Raw genomic sequence first — 17007 nt, forward strand, 5'->3', positions numbered from 1 at the left:
ATGTCGGATGATGGGTATGACCTACGGGTCTTGCTGACGCGGGCGCTCCGCCGGATACAGGAGTTGGAGGCGCGGCCGCAGCGCGAGCCGATCGCCATCGTGGGTATCGGCTGCCGTTTTCCCGGCGGTGCGGAAACGCCGCGGCAGTACTGGGAACTGCTGTCCTCGGGCCGCGACGCGATCGTCGATGCGCCGCAAAGCCGTTGGGCGGTAGCGGATTCCGCTCCTCGGCGGGCGCGTCGGCGGGCGGGCCTGCTGACCGGTCCCATCGATGCCATCGATGCCGAGTTCCTCGGCATCGCGCCGCGCGAAGCGGCGTCGATGGATCCGCAGCAGCGGCTGGCGCTCGAAGTCGCCTGGGAGGCAATGGAAGACGCGGCACTGGCACCGGACACCCCGGCAGCGGCCCGCACCGGTGTCTTCCTTGGCGTCAGCTGGCAGGAGTATCAGCGCACGATCACACCGGATTGGGTGAGTTCGGTGGACGCGCACACGCTCACCGGGACGATGTCGAGCATCGTCGCCGGGCGGGTGTCCTATGTGCTGGGGTTGCGCGGTCCCGCCGTGGCGATCGACACGGCGTGTTCGTCATCGCTGGTGGCGGTGCATCAGGCATGTCGCAGCCTGCGGGCGGGGGAGTGCGACGTCGCGTTGGCGGGCGGGGTTAATCTGCTGCAATCCGAACTCACCTCGGAGGCGCTGGCCCGGATGGGTGCGCTTTCACCGGACGGGCACTGTCGTCCTTTCGACGCTCGCGCCAACGGGTATGTGCGCGGCGAGGGCGCGGGAATTGTTGTCCTGAAGACACTTTCGCGAGCGATCGCCGACGGCGACGCGATCAGGGCGCTCATCCGCGGCTCGAGTGTGAACCACGACGGTCGTTCCATGGGGCTGACCGCGCCGAACCCGACGGCCCAGCGCGAACTGCTGCGCGACGCGCTGACCGACGCCGGATGCGCCGCCGACGAGATCGGTTACGTGGAGACGCACGGCACCGGCACGCCGCTGGGCGATCCGATCGAGATCGAGGCGCTGTCCCAGGTTCTCGGTGCGCCGCGGGCGGATGGGTCGGTGTGCCTGCTGGGGTCGGTGAAGTCGCAGATCGGTCACCTCGAAGCGGCCGCGGGTATCGCCGGGCTGATCAAGGTGGTGCTGCAACTCGAGCACGAACGCGTTCCGCGCCAGCACGATTTCGCCACGATGAACCCCAAAATCACGCTCGACGGCACGGCGCTGGCGCTGCCGACCCGCGATGTCGTCTGGCCGCGCACGGAGCGGACGCGGCTGGCGGGCGTGAGCTCATTCGGTTTCGCGGGCACCAACGCGCATGTGGTGCTGGAGCAGGCGCCCGCACCGCAGCCGCGTGCGGACCCGGAAGGACCGGCGCTGCTCGCTCTTTCGGCACGCACACCGTCCGCGCTCGACATCCTGTCTCACCGCTACGCCGGGCAGTTGGCGCGACCGGAGGTGCCGCTCGCCGATGCCGCCGCCACCGCCGCGCTGGGACGCATGCATTTCGTGCACCGTCGCGCGGTCGTGGCGCGAACGGCCGAGGAGGCCGCGCGCCGGCTCGCAGAACCTTCACCTCGATCAATGAACTCGATTCCGGGCAAACCGCGGATCGCAATGCTGTTCACCGGACAAGGCGCACAGTATGCGGGGATGGGTGCGGCACTCGACCGCAGATATCCGGCTTTCCGCGCGGCGCTCGACCGCTGTGACGAGTTGCTCGGACCGCTTCCGGGCGGAATCCGTCTGCGGTCGCTGCTGTTCGAGGCGAACGAGGAGTCGCTGACCCGCACCGACTACGCGCAACCGGCTCTTTTCGCGATCGAATGGGCGTGCACCGAACTGTGGGCGGCGTTCGGCATTCGACCCGACGTCGTGCTGGGACACAGCCTGGGTGAACTGGTCGCGGCGACGGTCGCGGGCGTGTTCGACCTCGACGCCGGGTTGCGACTGGCCGCCGAACGCGGCCGGTTGATGCAAGCGGTGCCCCAGCGCGGGGCGATGGCGGCGGTCTTCTCCGCACCCGAGGAATTCGGAACGCTGTGGGAGGACCTCGCGGCGAGTGTGTCGGTGGCCGCGGTCAACAGCCCCGGACAATTCGTCGTCTCCGGAGCGGTGGACGCGGTGGAGCAGGTGATGCGAGCCGCCGAGAAACGGTCGATCCGCACGGTGCGGTTGCCCGGCACGACGGCGTTCCACTCGCCTCTGTTGGATCCGATGCTGGCGGACTTCGAGGCCCGGGTCGCCGAGTTGGTGCCCGCCCCGCGCGTGGCGGCGATTCCGCTGGTGTCGAACGTGACCGGCGCGCGGCTCGAAGGCCCCGTGGATGCCGCGTACTTGCGTGCGCATGCTCGCGGCACCGTCCGTTTCGCCGAGGGCGTGCGCGCGGCCGCCGAGTCGGGCGTGGACGCCTACCTCGAGGTGGGACCGCATCCGGTGCTGCTGGAATTCGGGCGGCACGCCGATCCTGATGCCTTGTGGCTGCCGAGTATGCGCCGGACCGCCACCGACGATGAGGTGCTGCTGACCGGTCTCGGCGCGCTGTATTGCGCCGGCGCGGAGATCGAGTGGACCTCGGTGGTGCACCCGGACGCGCGGCGGCGCAACGGTCTGCCCACCTATCCTTTCGAGCGAGAGCGGGTCACTGTGCCGATCGCTGGCACCTCTGCGCGCACCGGATACCTTGCCGAGCACCGGTTTCGGGACCGGGCGGTGGTGCCCGCGGCGGAACTCGCGCTGCGCGCGTTGCGTGCGGCCGGAGGCGCCGACGACGAGCTGATCGATTTCGTGGCCGCGCGGCCGGTGCCGCTGGAGGAACTGGCCGAGCCGCACGTGTCCGTCGCGGGTGACCGCACCGAAGTGCGGTTTCACGTCGACAACGGCAGTGTCACCGCGGTATCCGCAGCGGTTCGCGCCGCCGCGGGTGGGACGCGCGACTCCGGCGAACTGTCCGCGGCGCGGCTCGCGCCGACCACCGAATGGGATGTCGAAGACTTCTATCGTCGCTGTGCGGACGCCGGATTGACGTTCGGTCCACGATTCCGCTGGCTTTCGCGGTTGCAGCTGGGCGAGGGCAGCGTGCTGGCCGAATTGAGACGCCCGGCGGAGCTGGCCGACGAACCAGACGCCTGGCTGCCCTGTCTGCTGGATGCCGCGGTGCAGACCGGTCTCGCGTTGGTGTCCAGGGACAGCGACACGGCTCGACTGCCGATTGGTATCGGCCGTTTGCGTTTGTCCAGCGTGAACGCGGTTGCCACTGGGTGGGCGCTGGCCGAGCGCACCGGCCGCACGGTTCGTATCACTGTTTTCGATACCGCCGGGGCGGTGGTCTGCGATATCGAAGACGTATGGTTCGCCGAGTCCGGCACTGCCGGGCAGTCGCAGGATCGGGATCGCATGTCCGGCCTCACTCACCGCCCCCTCTGGGAACTCGCCGTGGTGTCGCCGAGCGGACGGGGCCCGGCCGCCGTGTTGGTGATCGGCGTCGGGCAACAGGCCGACCGGCTCGCCGCCGCCTTGCGTGCTGCGGGCACCGATGCGGTGGCAGTGGAGCGCACGACCGATCCGGCCCGCTGGCCCGGCGAGGAGCGGGCAGTGATCTATCTGTCCGATGCCGAAGCGGACGACACTGCCGAAGCGGCGCGTGTGGAAACACGATTCGCTTCGAATGCTGTGCAACGGATGGCTCGGGCAGTCACCGACGCGCCGCTGTACCTGGTGACCATCGGGGCAACCGGAGCACTGTCCGGCGAACCCGTGCGCCCGGCCGCCGCAACCCTGTGGGGACTGGGGGCGGTGGTGCGCACCGAGTTTCCCGAGTTGCGCTGTCGCCTGATCGATCTGCCCGACGGCGCGCGCTGCGACGACCACCGCCTGGTGAGCGAAATCCGTTCCGATGCGGCGAACTTCGCGATCGCTTTGCGCGGACGCCACCGCTACACGCTGCGGATGCAGCCCTCCGATGAATTCTGGGGAGTGCCTCAGCTGGACCGTGGCGCGGCGTATCTGATCACGGGCGGTCGCGGAGCGCTGGGGTTGACCGCCGCGCGCATCCTGGCGGAGGCCGGTGCCGGCATGGTCGTGCTCGCCGGTCGCAGCGCCCCTGGTCCGGAAGACGAGCAGGAGATGGCGCGGATCTCCGCCTCGGGGGCGGATGTCGAGACCGCGGTGGTCGACGTAGAAGACCGGGAGGCGTTGTCCCGGCTGCTCGCTCGCTTCGGTCGCGAGCTTCCGAGGCTGGCCGGGGTGGTGCATTGCGCGGGTGTTCTGGACGACGCCCTGCTGATCGAGCAGACTCCGGGCCACATCGATCGGGTGTTCGCGGGAAAGGTCGGCGGCGCTTGGCACCTGCACGAGCTGACCGCGGGCAGATCGCTGGATCTGTTCGTGCTGTTCTCGTCGGTCAGCGCCGTGGTGGGCACGGCCGGGCAGGGCAACTACGCCGCGGCGAACGCGTATCTCGATGGCCTCGCCCGCCTGCGTGCGGCGCAAGGGCTGCCTGCGGTGAGCATCGCGTGGGGCCCGTGGGCGGGCACCGGCATGGCCGCGGGACTGAGCGACACGGCCCGCCGAGCGTGGGCACGCCACGGCGTCGCCGAACTGGCCGCCGAGGACGGTGTTCGAGCGCTGCGCTCGCTGCTGTCGGCCGAGGGAGTCGTCGCGGTATTCCCCACCTTCACCGACGTACCGGCGGAGCAGGAGGCGATCGATCAGGGTGACTCGCAGGATGTTCGAACCTTGCGTGGGCTCGGGGAACTGCTCGATCTGGTGCGTGCCCACGCCATGACCGCCCTCGGCCGCACGACAGCCGTTTCCGACCGCACGCCCCTGCGGGAACTCGGGCTGGATTCGATGATGGCCGTCGAGCTGCGCAACGCGCTCTCCGCTGATCTGGGAGTACGACTTCCGGCGACCCTGCTGTTCGATCATCCGACCGTCGCCGCGGTGTCCGAGGAGATCGCCCGGCTCGATGCGAAGTCAGCGCCCGGTCGCACAAGTCGAGCGCAAGCCGCACAGCGACCGACCACGCGCACCTCCGAGCAGCTCACGCCCTCGGTATACCCCCCCGAACTCCCGGTTACACCTAGTACACCGAACGTGGCGCAGCTCACAGGGCGCGAAACGAGCGCTGCCGCCGACGATTACGCCGACGCCATCGCGATCGTCGGCATGGGTTGCCGCTATCCCGGTGGCGTGCGCAGCCCTGGCGACCTGTGGCACCTGCTCACCACCGAGACCGACGCGGTGACCGAGGTACCCGCGCAGCGCTGGGATGTGAACGCCGTCTTCGATCCGGACCCGGACGCCGAAGGCAAGACCTACACGCGTTGGGGCGGCTTCGTCGACGGTGTCGAGGATTTCGATGCCGGGTTCTTCGACATCTCCGTCGGGGAGGCGCGGATGCTCGACCCGCAGCAGCGGCTGCTGCTGGAAACGTCGTGGGAGGCCCTGGAACATGCCGGTTATCCCGCGAGCCGCCTGGAAGGCAGCCGGACCGGCGTCTTCGTCGGTCTGATGTCCAATGACTATGCCGAACGGATGGCGCGGGCCGGTGTCGCGCCCGACGCCTGGTTCGGCACCGGCAATCTGTCCAGCGTCGCCTCCGGGCGGCTGTCGTACTTCCTCGGCGTGAACGGTCCGAGCCTCACCATCGACACCGCGTGCTCCTCGTCGCTGGTGACGGTGCATGCGGCGGTGCGCAGTCTGCGCAGCGGCGAATGCGATCTGGCGTTGGCAGGCGGTGCGACGGTGGTGCTCACGCCCTCGCTCGACATCTACTTCGCGCGGGCGCGCGGCCTGGCCGCCGACGGCCGGTGCAAGACCTTCGACGCGCGTGCCGACGGCGTGGTCTGGAGTGACGGGGCGGGGGTGCTCGTGCTCAAGCGGCTGGCCGACGCCCAGCTCGACGGCGATCGGGTGCTGGGGCTGGTGCGCGGATCGGCGGTCAATTCCGACGGTCGTAGTCAGGGATTGAGCGCGCCGAATGGTCCGGCGCAGGAACGAGTCATCCGTGCGGCGCTGGCGGACGCGTCGGTCGAGGCGGGCGACATCGAGTACATCGAAGCGCACGGCACCGGCACCGCGCTGGGCGACCCGATCGAGGTTCACGCCCTCGCCTCGGTGCTGGGCGAGAACCGCACCGAGGCCGCGCCGCTGTGGATCGGGTCGGTGAAGTCGAATCTCGGCCACACCCAGGCGGCGGCGGGCATCGCCAACATCATCAAGGTGATCGAGTCGATGCGGCACGAGCGCATTCCCGCCTCGCTGCACTTCCGTTCGGGCAATCAGCACATCGATTGGGATTCGATCGCGGTCCGCGTCGTCGCCGAGGAGCGCCCGTGGCGGCGTTCGCGGCGACCGCGGCGGGCGGGGGTGAGCGCGTTCGGGATCAGCGGGACGAACGCGCACGTGGTGATCGAAGAAGCGCCTCAGGTCTCCGAAACCGGTGCGGTGACCGATTCCGGGCCCTACCTGCTGGTGCTGTCGGCGAAGAGCGCCGAGGCCCTGCGTGCGCTGGCGGCTCGCTACCGCGATTTGCTGGCTGCCCATCCGGAGACGGCATTGCTGGATGTGTGCGCGTCCGCCGCCGTCGGCCGTACACATTTCGGTGAGCGCGTCGCGATCGGCTTCGATACCGCCGCGCAGTTGCGCGCCGCGCTCGAGGATGTCGCCTCGGGAGTAACCGCGAGCGGTTCGGTCGTCGAGGTGACGGGTGGTTCGGTCGAGCTGGGTCGCCGGTATGTCGCGGGGGACGAGATCGACTGGGCGGCGGAATATTCCGGTCGCCGGTGGCGCCGTGTCGACCTGCCGACGTATCCGTTCCAGCGGAAACGGCACTGGCTGGAGCTCGAGCCGCGCTCGGAGGACACCAGCTCGTCGCACACCCTGCGGCTGGCACCGGAGATGTTCGACGGACACCGGCTGCGTGGCGTGCCGACGGTACCCGCGGCGTGGTTGTGCGTTCGGTTGAACGAGATCGCCGCTCGGTTGCCCGGGGCGTGGGAGGTCGCCGGGCTGCGATTGATCAAGCCGCTGGAAGTCACCGCCGAATCGGTGGTGCGGGTCCTGCTCGAACCCGGCACGGACGGCTACGACGTGCGCTTCGTCGGCCCCGGCGATGCTCGGACCAGCTTTGCGACAGCCACTCTCATTGCCGCAGCCGATGATTCGGCCGAATCGCACGATGGTGTGACGAGTGATTCGGACGCGCGGGTCTGGCCCGCCTACTACGACACCGTGGCTGGGCTGGGCCTCGAACTGGGCCCCGACTACCGCTGCGCCCTCGACTTCCGGCGGATCAGTGACACCGGGTCCGAGGCCGTGTTCCGCCTGCCGGGTAACGGCGCACCCGTGCTCGACCCGATCGTGCTCGATGCCTGCCTGCACAGCCTCGTGGTGACCGCCAATGGAGGCGAAGGGATGTTCTTGCCCTCCGAGATCGGTCGTGCTCGATTCTTCGGCGGTCCGGAGCTCGGAGAATCGATCGTCCGATGCCGGGTGCGGGTGACCGAACGCAGTGCGCGCGTCATCGTCGGTGACGCCACGCTGCACTCGGCGTCCGGGCGAACGCTCGCCGCTTTGCGGGGGGTGAGCCTGCTCAGCGCGAAACCAGATGCCGTATCGAAAGCCGTCGCAGCCGACTCGTCCAGGCTCGGACGTCTGCTGCACCACCTGGAATGGATTCCCGTCGAGAGTGGAGCGTCGGCGAGGGAGCAGCCGGCAGGTCGCTGGTTGATCTTCGGTGACGGGCCGGTCGGTGCTGCCGTCACCGCAGGATTGGGCGCGCGCGGCATCGAAACCGTGGTTGTTCGCCCGGAGGACGAGCACGCGGACGAGACCGTTTCGTCGGCGACCACGCACCCGTTCCGAGGCGTCGTGTTCGCGTGGACGGCGGCGTCCGCGCAGACTCGTATCGAAGCCGCCTTGCGGTTGACCCGCGCGCTGGATTCGGGTGCGCACCGTCCTGCCGCGCTGTGGTTACTGACGGTGAACGCCCAGCGCGTCGCACCGGCCGACCGGCCGGATCCCGATCAGGCACTGTTGTGGGGCTTCGGACGCACACTGGCCACCGAGCACCCCGAGTTCGGATGTCGCTTGCTGGATCTGACCGCCGGATCGTCCGTCGACAGCGCACCGATTGTCGACGGCTTGCTCAGCGGTCGCACCGGAGAGTTCGCGATTCGGGACGGCCGTTGGCTGACAGCTCGTCTCGCCGACGGCCTCGCGTCCACCGACGACTACCGATTGGTCGCGGACCGCTCCGGCGACTTCGACCGGATGCGGTTGACGTCCGCAACGCGGCGCGCACCGGCGTCCGATGAGGTCGAAATCGGCGTCGCCGCGACCGGTCTCAACGCCCACGACCTGTGGGTGGCCTCGGGCATCCATCCGGAAGGTGTGCTGCCGTTGGGCTCGGAATGCGCGGGCCGGGTCACCGCGGTCGGCGCCGACGTCGAGGGAATCGCGATAGGTGACCGAGTTGTCGCCTTGGTGACCGGCGGTTTCGCTTGTCACGTGACGGTGAATGAGGGGATGGTGGCCCGCCTGCCGGATCACCTCTCCTTCGCCGAAGGCGCGACCGTGCCGTACTCCTTCACCGCCGCCTGGCACGCGCTGTTCGACCTGGGCGAGCTGCGCGCGGGGGACCTTGTGCTCGTCAACGCCTCCGCCGACGGCATCGGCATGGCCGCGGTCCAGCTGGCCGCGCACGCCGGCGCGCAGGTGCTCGCGACCGCCGCGCTGTGTCGCTGGGCTGAGAGCGCGGGTCTGCCGGTCACGCGGATCGATACCTGGCGCGGCGACGAGGTGGGCGAACGCGTCCGGGCGGCGACCGAGGGGCGCGGGGTGGATGTCGTCGTCGACAGCTTGGGGGACGGCTTTTCCGCGCACGCCCCCGAGATCCTCCGCACAGGCGGTCGATTCGTCGAGGTCATCGATCCGGTGCAGACCGGCGCGGTTCACCGGCGCGACGATGTCGACCACCGGCCGTTCGATCCGGCCGCTGTCGGCGCGCGGCGGCTCGGCGCGATCCTGCGCGGCGTGATGGACCTGTTCGACCAGCGTGCACTGACTGCGCTGCCGCACGCGGTGCACGGTATCGACCGTGCCGCCGAGGCGTTCCGCGCCATGTCGCAACGAAATCATCCGGGTCGCGTCGTCCTGCTCGCCAGGGATAGCCCCGCCGCGCGCGGGGACCGGTTGCCCGATGGCACCTACCTGGTGACCGGAGGATTCGGCGGCCTCGGTGCGGCGGCCGCACGGTGGCTGGCCGACCGTGGCGCCCGGCACTTGGTGCTGGTCGGCAGACGCGCACCGGACGCGGCCGGGGAGCGGCTGCTGGAATCGCTGCGCGCCGTCGGAGTCGGTGTGACGGCGCGGCAGGCGGATGTCAGCGAGCGCGCGGCGGTCGCGGCACTGTTGCGCGGCATCGCGGAATCCGAGTTCCCACCGCTGCGCGGCGTCATCCACTGCGCGGGAGTGCTCGACGACGGCGTGGTGACCGAGCAGACCTGGTCGAGGTTCGAGACCGTGCTCGGGCCCAAATATCACGCGGCGCGTCACCTCGACGAGCTCACCCGAGATAAGCAATTGGAACTTTTCGTCACCTACTCCTCGGTAGCGGGCCTGCTCGGCACCCCGGGCCAGGCGAACTACGCCGCGGCCAACGCCGCCTTGGACGCGCTGGCCTGGCGGCGGCGGGCCGAGGGACTGCCCGCGCTGAGCATCGGGTGGGGACCGTTCGCGGATGTGGGTATGGCCGCCGATCGGTCCGATGTCACCGCGCGGCTCGTGCGGCGCGGTCTGCCGCCGCTGTATCAGGACGATGCGGCCGCGGCGCTCGAGCATCTCCTTCGGCACGACAGCACTGCTCCGGGCGTCTTCGAATTCGTGCCGGAACGGTGGTATGCGCACCGGGCGCCGCACGTGGCAGCGCCGCTGCGAACCCGACCGGAGACCACTCGGGCATCGGCGCCGCCGGTCGCGTCGAACGACAGCGCCCCCATGGAGGCGCTGGTGCAGCGCGTCGCGAAGCGCGTACTGGACAGGGCTGGAGAACTCGATCCGGATGTGCCATTGCACGACACCGGGGTCGACTCCCTCACGGGGATGGAGTTGCGCGCCGCGCTCGCCACCGAGGTGGGGATGCCGTTGCCGGCCGGGCTCGTCTTCGACTACCCGACCGTGCGTGACATCGCGCGGTTCCTGCACCGAAAGGGTGCGCTCGCCTCCACTGGAGGCGAACACGAAACCGCCGATCACGTGCCTCCGGTCGCGCCCATGGCGGACTCTGCGGTTCCGCCCGCGCCGCAACCTCCGGTTCCGCCCGCGACACACTCTGCGGTTCCGCCCACACCGCAACCTCTGATCGCGCCCGCGACACTCTCTCCGGTCGCGCCCACACCGCAACCTTCGGTCACGCCCACGACACCCTCCGCGGTCGCCTCCACGCACCAACTTCCGGTGCCGCGGCCGCGAGAACAGCCAGTGGAGGGGAACATTTCGGCCGAACGGGAGCCCAGAAGCGACCAGCCCACCGACGACCCGATCGTCATCGTCGGCATGAGCTGCCGTTTCCCCGGCGGAGTGCGCACACCGGAAGACTTCTGGGACCTGCTGTGGCACGGACGTGACGCGATCACCGAGGTGCCGCCGCAGCGCTGGGACATCGACGCCTACTACGACCCCGACCAGGCGGCCCTGGGCACGATGTACACCCGATGGGGCGGTTTCGTCGACGGCGCCGACGAATTCGACCCCGCGTTCTTCGGTATCGGCGCGGCGGAGGCGCGCGCGATGGACCCGCAGCAACGCTTGCTGCTCGAGACCAGCTGGGAGGCGCTGGAGCGCTCGGGCCGCGCACCCGGCACGCTGGCGGGCAGCCGCACCGGCGTGTTCGTCGGACTGTGCTTCAGCGAGTATCCGGCAACACCGACGCGCGCCGCCCAGCCGACCGCGATCGGCGCCTACTCGGTGATCGGTTCGGCGCCGAGCGTGGCGGCCGGGCGCTTGGCCTACGTCCTCGGACTACAAGGCCCGGCGATGACATTGGATACGGCATGCTCCTCGTCGTTGGTGGCGCTGCAAGCCGCCTCCGACGGATTGCGCGCGGGCCGTTGCGATCTGGCGCTGGTAGGTGGAGTCAACCTCCAACTGGCTCCGGAGACCACCATCGGTTTCTGCCGTCTGGCCTCGCTCTCGCCCGACGGACGGTCGCGCGCGTTCGACACCGACGCCAACGGCTACGTCCGCGCCGACGGTTGTGGCGTGCTGGTGCTGACCCGGCTGTCGCAGGCCCGCCGCAACGGCGATCGGGTGCTGGCCGTGGTGCGTGGCGTCGCGGTGAACCACGATGGCCGATCCAACGGTCTCACCGCGCCCAACGGCCCGGCCCAGCAACGCGTCATCACCGACGCTCTGGAGAGGGCGGGCGTGCGGCCTGCCACGGTGGACTATGTCGAGACACACGGCACCGGCACCCCGCTCGGTGATCCGATCGAGGCCACCGCGCTGGCCGAGGTGTACGGGGCGGGCCGCACGCAGCCGCTGCTCATCGGGTCGGTCAAGACCAATATCGGGCACGCCGAGGCGGCGGCCGGTGTCGCGGGGGTCATCAAAGCGGTGCTGATGTTGCAGCACCACCGGATACCGCCGAGCCTGCACTTCCACACACCCAATCCGCTGATCGACTGGGCCGCACTGCCGCTGGAAGTCGTGCGTGAAGGGCGGGACTGGCCGCGCACCGGCAACGAACCGGCGATCGGGATCAGCTCCTTCGGGATGAGCGGCACCAACGCGCACGTCGTTCTGGCGCAGGGTGACCCGGCACAGGCGCCGCGACCGGAATCGCCGGCCCCGGAGGTACTCGTCCTGTCCGCACGCGACGAAACAGCCCTCGCCGACAGCGCCCGGCGTTGGGCCGACGAAATCGACTCGGCGGGTTCGTCATTCGGCGATCTGGCCTATACCGCCGCGACCGGCCGCACCCATTTCGAAGAGCGGCTCGCGGTGGTCGCCGAGACCGGCGACGCCGCGGCGCGAGAGCTGCGGAGCCGGTCCGACCTGATTCGCGGCCGGGTGGAGCGAACAGCGCGCGCGAAGGTGGCGCTGCTGTTCACCGGGCAGGGATCGCAGTACCCCGGCATGGCACGTGCGTTGTTCGATTCCGAGCCGGTCTTCCGCGACGCCCTGCGGCGCTGCGACACGGTGCTGGGACCGATCGCGGACGGAATCGGGCTTGTCGAAGCCGTGTACGGAGATCACGGGCCGGAGTTGCTGCGGAGCACGATGTTCACTCAACCGGTGTTGTTCGCCGTCGAGTGGGCGCTGTGGGAACTGTGGCGGGCTTGGGGGGTCACGCCGGCGGCGGTGCTCGGGCACAGCGTCGGGGAGTACGTCGCCGCTTGCGCGGCGGGCGCGATGACCATGGAGGACGCCCTGCGCCTGGTCGCCGCACGGGGGCGGCTGATGCAGCGCCTACCGGACGGCGGCGGGATGGTGGCCGTCGACGCTCCGGCCGAGCAGGTTTCCCCGCTCGTAGCACGGCATGAACCCACGGTGTCGATCGCCGGCTACAACGGACCGGCACAGGTGGTGGTCGCCGGGCCACGAGCCGCACTCGGTCTGCTGCAGGAGGAGTTGTCGGCGGGCGGTATCCGGACCGCCGAACTCGCCGTCTCGCATGCCTTCCACTCCGCGGCCATGGATCCGATCCTCGACGACCTCGCCGCGGCAGCCGCCGGCGCGACGATGACCGACCCCGCGATCCCGCTGATCTCGAACCTCACCGGTGCGCCGCTGCGCGCGGGGGAACTCACGCCGGAGTACTGGGCGCGGCATGCGCGTCAGCCGGTGCGATTCGCCCAGGGCATGCGGGCCATGGCCGAGCTGGGCATCGGCGACTTCCTCGAAATCGGTCCGCAGCCGACGTTGTCCGCGCTCGGCGAGCGAGCCCAAGGCTCGGCACGGTTCGCCGCGTCGCTGCGCCGCGGACGCGGTGACCGCGAGACGATGATGACGGCGCTCGGGCAGCTGTTTGTGGCGGGCGTGCCGGTGGACTGGGAGCAGGTGCACCGGCCGCGCGATCGGCGGCGTGTGCTCGCCCCGACATATCCGTTTCAGCGGCAACGTTATTGGATCGACTCTCGATCCGAGACAGCCGCCTCGACGCCACCGGGTAACTCCGGGCATAGGTCGGATCTCGCGGTGCGATCCGGAGGCGCACTCGCGGAGCGAGACACCACGCCGGTGCGATTCGCGGGCCGCTCATCACGACCCGACAACGCGCCGCTTCCGGATCCGAACCCAACTGCCCCTGAGTACTCGAAGAGTGCGTCGGCCGATGCCGCCGCTACGCGGAACGCCTCGAACGGTGCTGCCACACCGCAAACGAACCCGGTACGGCCGGAAAGCGCTCCGGTGCGGACTCCCACTCGACAGAAAGACCGTGCCGGGTATCCGAATTCGCGCGGGGCGGCGTCTTTCGATCTGGTGCTCGGGCCGGAGTCTCCGCGCTATCTGGCCGATCACGTCGTCGATCGGGCTGTCGTCGTACCGGGAGCGTGGTTCGTCGCGACGATCGCCGACGCCGCGCGTGAACTCGTCGCCGGTGACCTCGTCGCGATCGAGGACCTCGTGATCGCCCGCGGTCTCACGCTGAGCGGCCCGCAGCCGGTGCGGGTGGACGTCGAGCCGACCGGCGACGGGTGGGCGGTGCAGGTGTCGAGCGAAGGTTCCGGCACGCACGCACGCGCTCACGTCCACACCGGAACACGCCGGATTCCGGGCGGTCCCGGCCTGGCGGAGATCCTCGGCGACTGTCCGGAACACCTCGCCGCGGCGAACTTCTACGAGCTGCTGGCCCGAGCGGGCCTGCCCTACGGCCCTGCGTTCCGCCGTGTCACCGGCGTGCGCTTCGGCCGCGGCGAAGCCCTGGTCACGTTGTCGGATCCCGACATCGACAGCGGCGTGGGCATGGTGCATCCGGTTCTGCTGGACGCGGCGTTCCAAGCCACCTACGCGGCGATGTCGCCGAGGGCCGAGGAGCAGACGTGGGTGCCGTTCGCGATCGACCAGGCACTCGTCTCGGTCGCGGCGGGCACCGTTCGATTCGGCCATGTGCGCGTCGTCGAGCAGACGCCACAGCTGTGTGTCGCCGATGTTCGACTGCTCGATGAGGAGGGTCGCCCGGTGCTGGTCGCGAACGGATTGCGCGTGATGCCGACACCCACGCCGAACGCGGGCGGGCAGCCGCCCCTTGTGCCGCACGACCGGACCGTCACGGACGCCTACCGCATCGACTGGCAGGAAACCGGCACGGCACTTCCCGCCTCGGCGGCCGGGCGCTGGCTGATCATCGGCGCGCCCGGAGACTTCACCGAGGGACTCGCCGACGCTTTGCGGGCGCGCGGCGCGGAGTGCGTCCTGGCCCGGCCCGGCAATGGGTTCGCGTTCCGTGCCGAAAACGAGTTCGAGGTCGACCTGGGCGTCCCCGCGGCGGTGCGTGCGCTGCTCGGCGCGGTGAGCGACGGACGGACGTCGTTGCGCGGGATCGTCTCGGCGCTCGCCCTCTCCGCCGACGATGCCCCGGCGCCGGTCGCCGCGGAACGTCTGGTGGTGGGCGCTCTGCATCTCGTGCAGGCCGCGGCGCTGGCCGGAGAGCCCGCGGTGTGGCTGCTCACCCGCCACGGTCAACGGGTCGATCCCACCGATCAGGTGGCTCCCGAGCAGTCCGCGCTGTGGGGCTTCGCCCGCAGTGCGCAGCTCGAGCATCGCGAAATCGGGTGTCGGATCGTCGATCTCGATCAGCTGGGCGACATCCGCTCGGTGGTCGACGCGCTCGTCACGCCGCAGGCGCCGCGCCAGCTCGCGCTGCGCCGGGGACGTCGGAGTGTGCCGCGGCTGGTGCCGTTGGAAGTCATGCAGGGCGAGTCGGCGGTGGCGTCCGCGGCGGGGGGGACGGTGCTGATCACCGGTGGTCTCGGCGGAGTCGGCTTGCGGCTGGCTCGCTGGTTCGTCGACCAGGGTTGGCCGGAGCTGGTGCTCGCGGGGCGGTCGGCACCCGATGCCCGAGCGGAGTCGGTCATCGCGGAGTTGCGGGGACGGGGGGCGCGGATCGTGGTGCGGTCGCTCGACGTCGCCGATCGCGACACCGTGGCGGCAACGCTGGACTGGATCGACCGCGAGCTGCCGCCGCTGGCGGGCGTGGTGCATCTGGCCGGGGTGCTCGATGACGGCGTGGTCGCCGAGCAGACGGCAACACGCGTCGGGCGGGTTCTCGCGCCGAAGACGTTCGGGGCATGGCATCTGCACGAGTTGACCGCGGCTCGTTCTCTGCGTTTCTTCCTGCTGTTCTCCTCGGCCGCGGCGGTGGTCGGTTTGCCTGGGCAGTCCAGCTACGCCGCCGCCAACGCCTTCCTCGACGGTGTGGCCGAGTCGCGCAGTGCGGCGGGCTCGCCCGCGCTGTCGATCGCGTGGGGTCCGTGGGCGGACACCGGGATGGTCGAGCGACTCGGCAGCGGCGCCGTGCAGCGGCTGGCCCGGCGTGGCTACGGCATGCTGCGCCCTGAACAGGCCTTCGACACACTCGCCCACCTGCTCGGTTCGGTACTACCGGCGGCGGTCACCGTGCTGCCGCTCGCGCGGCCGGAGGTAGGCGGAGCCGACGTGCCGGACGTGCTGCGGGATTCGGTCACACCCACTATCGCGGATGTCGACCACGTCCCCGCCGCAAGCGATCCGACGGCCGAGATGGAGGCTCTGGTTCGGCGCTGCCTCGGCCTGGCGCCCGGTGACGACCTCGATCGTCCGCTGCACGAACTCGGGCTGGATTCGGTCGCGGCCCTCGAGATCCGCGACGAACTGTCCCGCCGCAGCGGTCACCGCCTGCCCGCGACGCTGGCGTTCGAGTACCCCACCCCGCGCGCGGTGGTCGGCCTGCTGGTGCGGCTCGGATCCGCTGCCGAGCCGTTCGTGCCGCCGTCGATCGAGAGCCATGGCGATTCCTCCGATCGAACGGTGGCGCGAACGCCCGCTCCGACAAGGCACAACGCGGATACTTCGATCACACCGAACGGCGACGCTCGGCCGCAGACGGTCGACATCGAATCAGCAGCACACACCAACGAGCCCGGCACCAACGGCCGCTCATTCGCGCACGACCGGCAGCTCACACACCAGCCGCTCGACCAACGTGCCGCGGCCGACTCGTTCGCGATACCGACCGCAGTCGACCCGGCCACCGCCTCTGATGCCGGCCGCGACACCGGCGCGGTAGGGGATATCGCGATCGTGGGTGTCAGCGGCCGCTACCCGGGCGCCGATGGACTCGACGCGTATTGGCGGGTGCTGGTCGAGGGACGCGACTGCGTCACCGAGATCCCGCCGCAGCGCTGGAACCACAGCCGCTATTTCGTTCCCGATCGGCACAACCCGTTCACCTCCTACACCAAGTGGGGCGGATTCCTCGACGACGTCGACTGTTTCGATCCGCTGTTCTTCGCCATCTCCCCGCGCGAGGCGGAAATCCTGGACCCGCAAGAGCGGCTGTTCCTGCAAACCGCCTGGGCCGCATTGGAAGACGCCGGGCATACCCGCGCAGACCTGGCCCGTGGCGGCTTGCGCCCGGAGCAGGCCGGGGTGTTCGTCGGCGTCATGTGGGGGACCTACCAGATGTTCGGGGCCGAGGAGTCCCGCCTCGGGCGCGGCACGCTGCCCGGGTCGACGTTCTGGAGCATCCCCAACCGCGTCTCGCACGCCTTGGACTTCCAAGGGCCGAGCATGGCGGTGGACACGGCGTGCTCGTCCTCGCTCACCGCGCTGCACCTGGCCTGCCAGAGCATCCGCACCGGCGAATGCAGGCTGGCGGTGGTCGGCGGCGTCAATCTGTCCTTGCATCCCTACAAGTTCGTCGCGCTCAGCCAGGGGCAGTTCGCCTCCACCGATGGCCGCTGCCGCTCCTTCGGCGCGGGCGGCGACGGGTATGTGGCCAGTGAGGGCGTC

At 70.2% G+C, this 17007-nt stretch carries 1 protein-coding gene (running past one end of the window); it reads left to right on the forward strand.

Going from position 1 to position 17007, the window contains the following annotated elements; all coding sequences use genetic code 11:
* Window positions 1–17007 carry the 5' portion of an SDR family NAD(P)-dependent oxidoreductase gene (locus tag ABZ420_RS20090; protein ID WP_357124687.1) on the forward strand. 4407 nt of this gene lie beyond the right edge of the window, so 17007 of the gene's 21414 nt are visible here — the first part of the coding sequence; the start codon lies at window positions 1–3; its stop codon lies off the right edge, out of view.

The organism is Nocardia sp. NPDC005745, from assembly GCF_040630775.1.
GTDB lineage: Bacteria > Actinomycetota > Actinomycetes > Mycobacteriales > Mycobacteriaceae > Nocardia.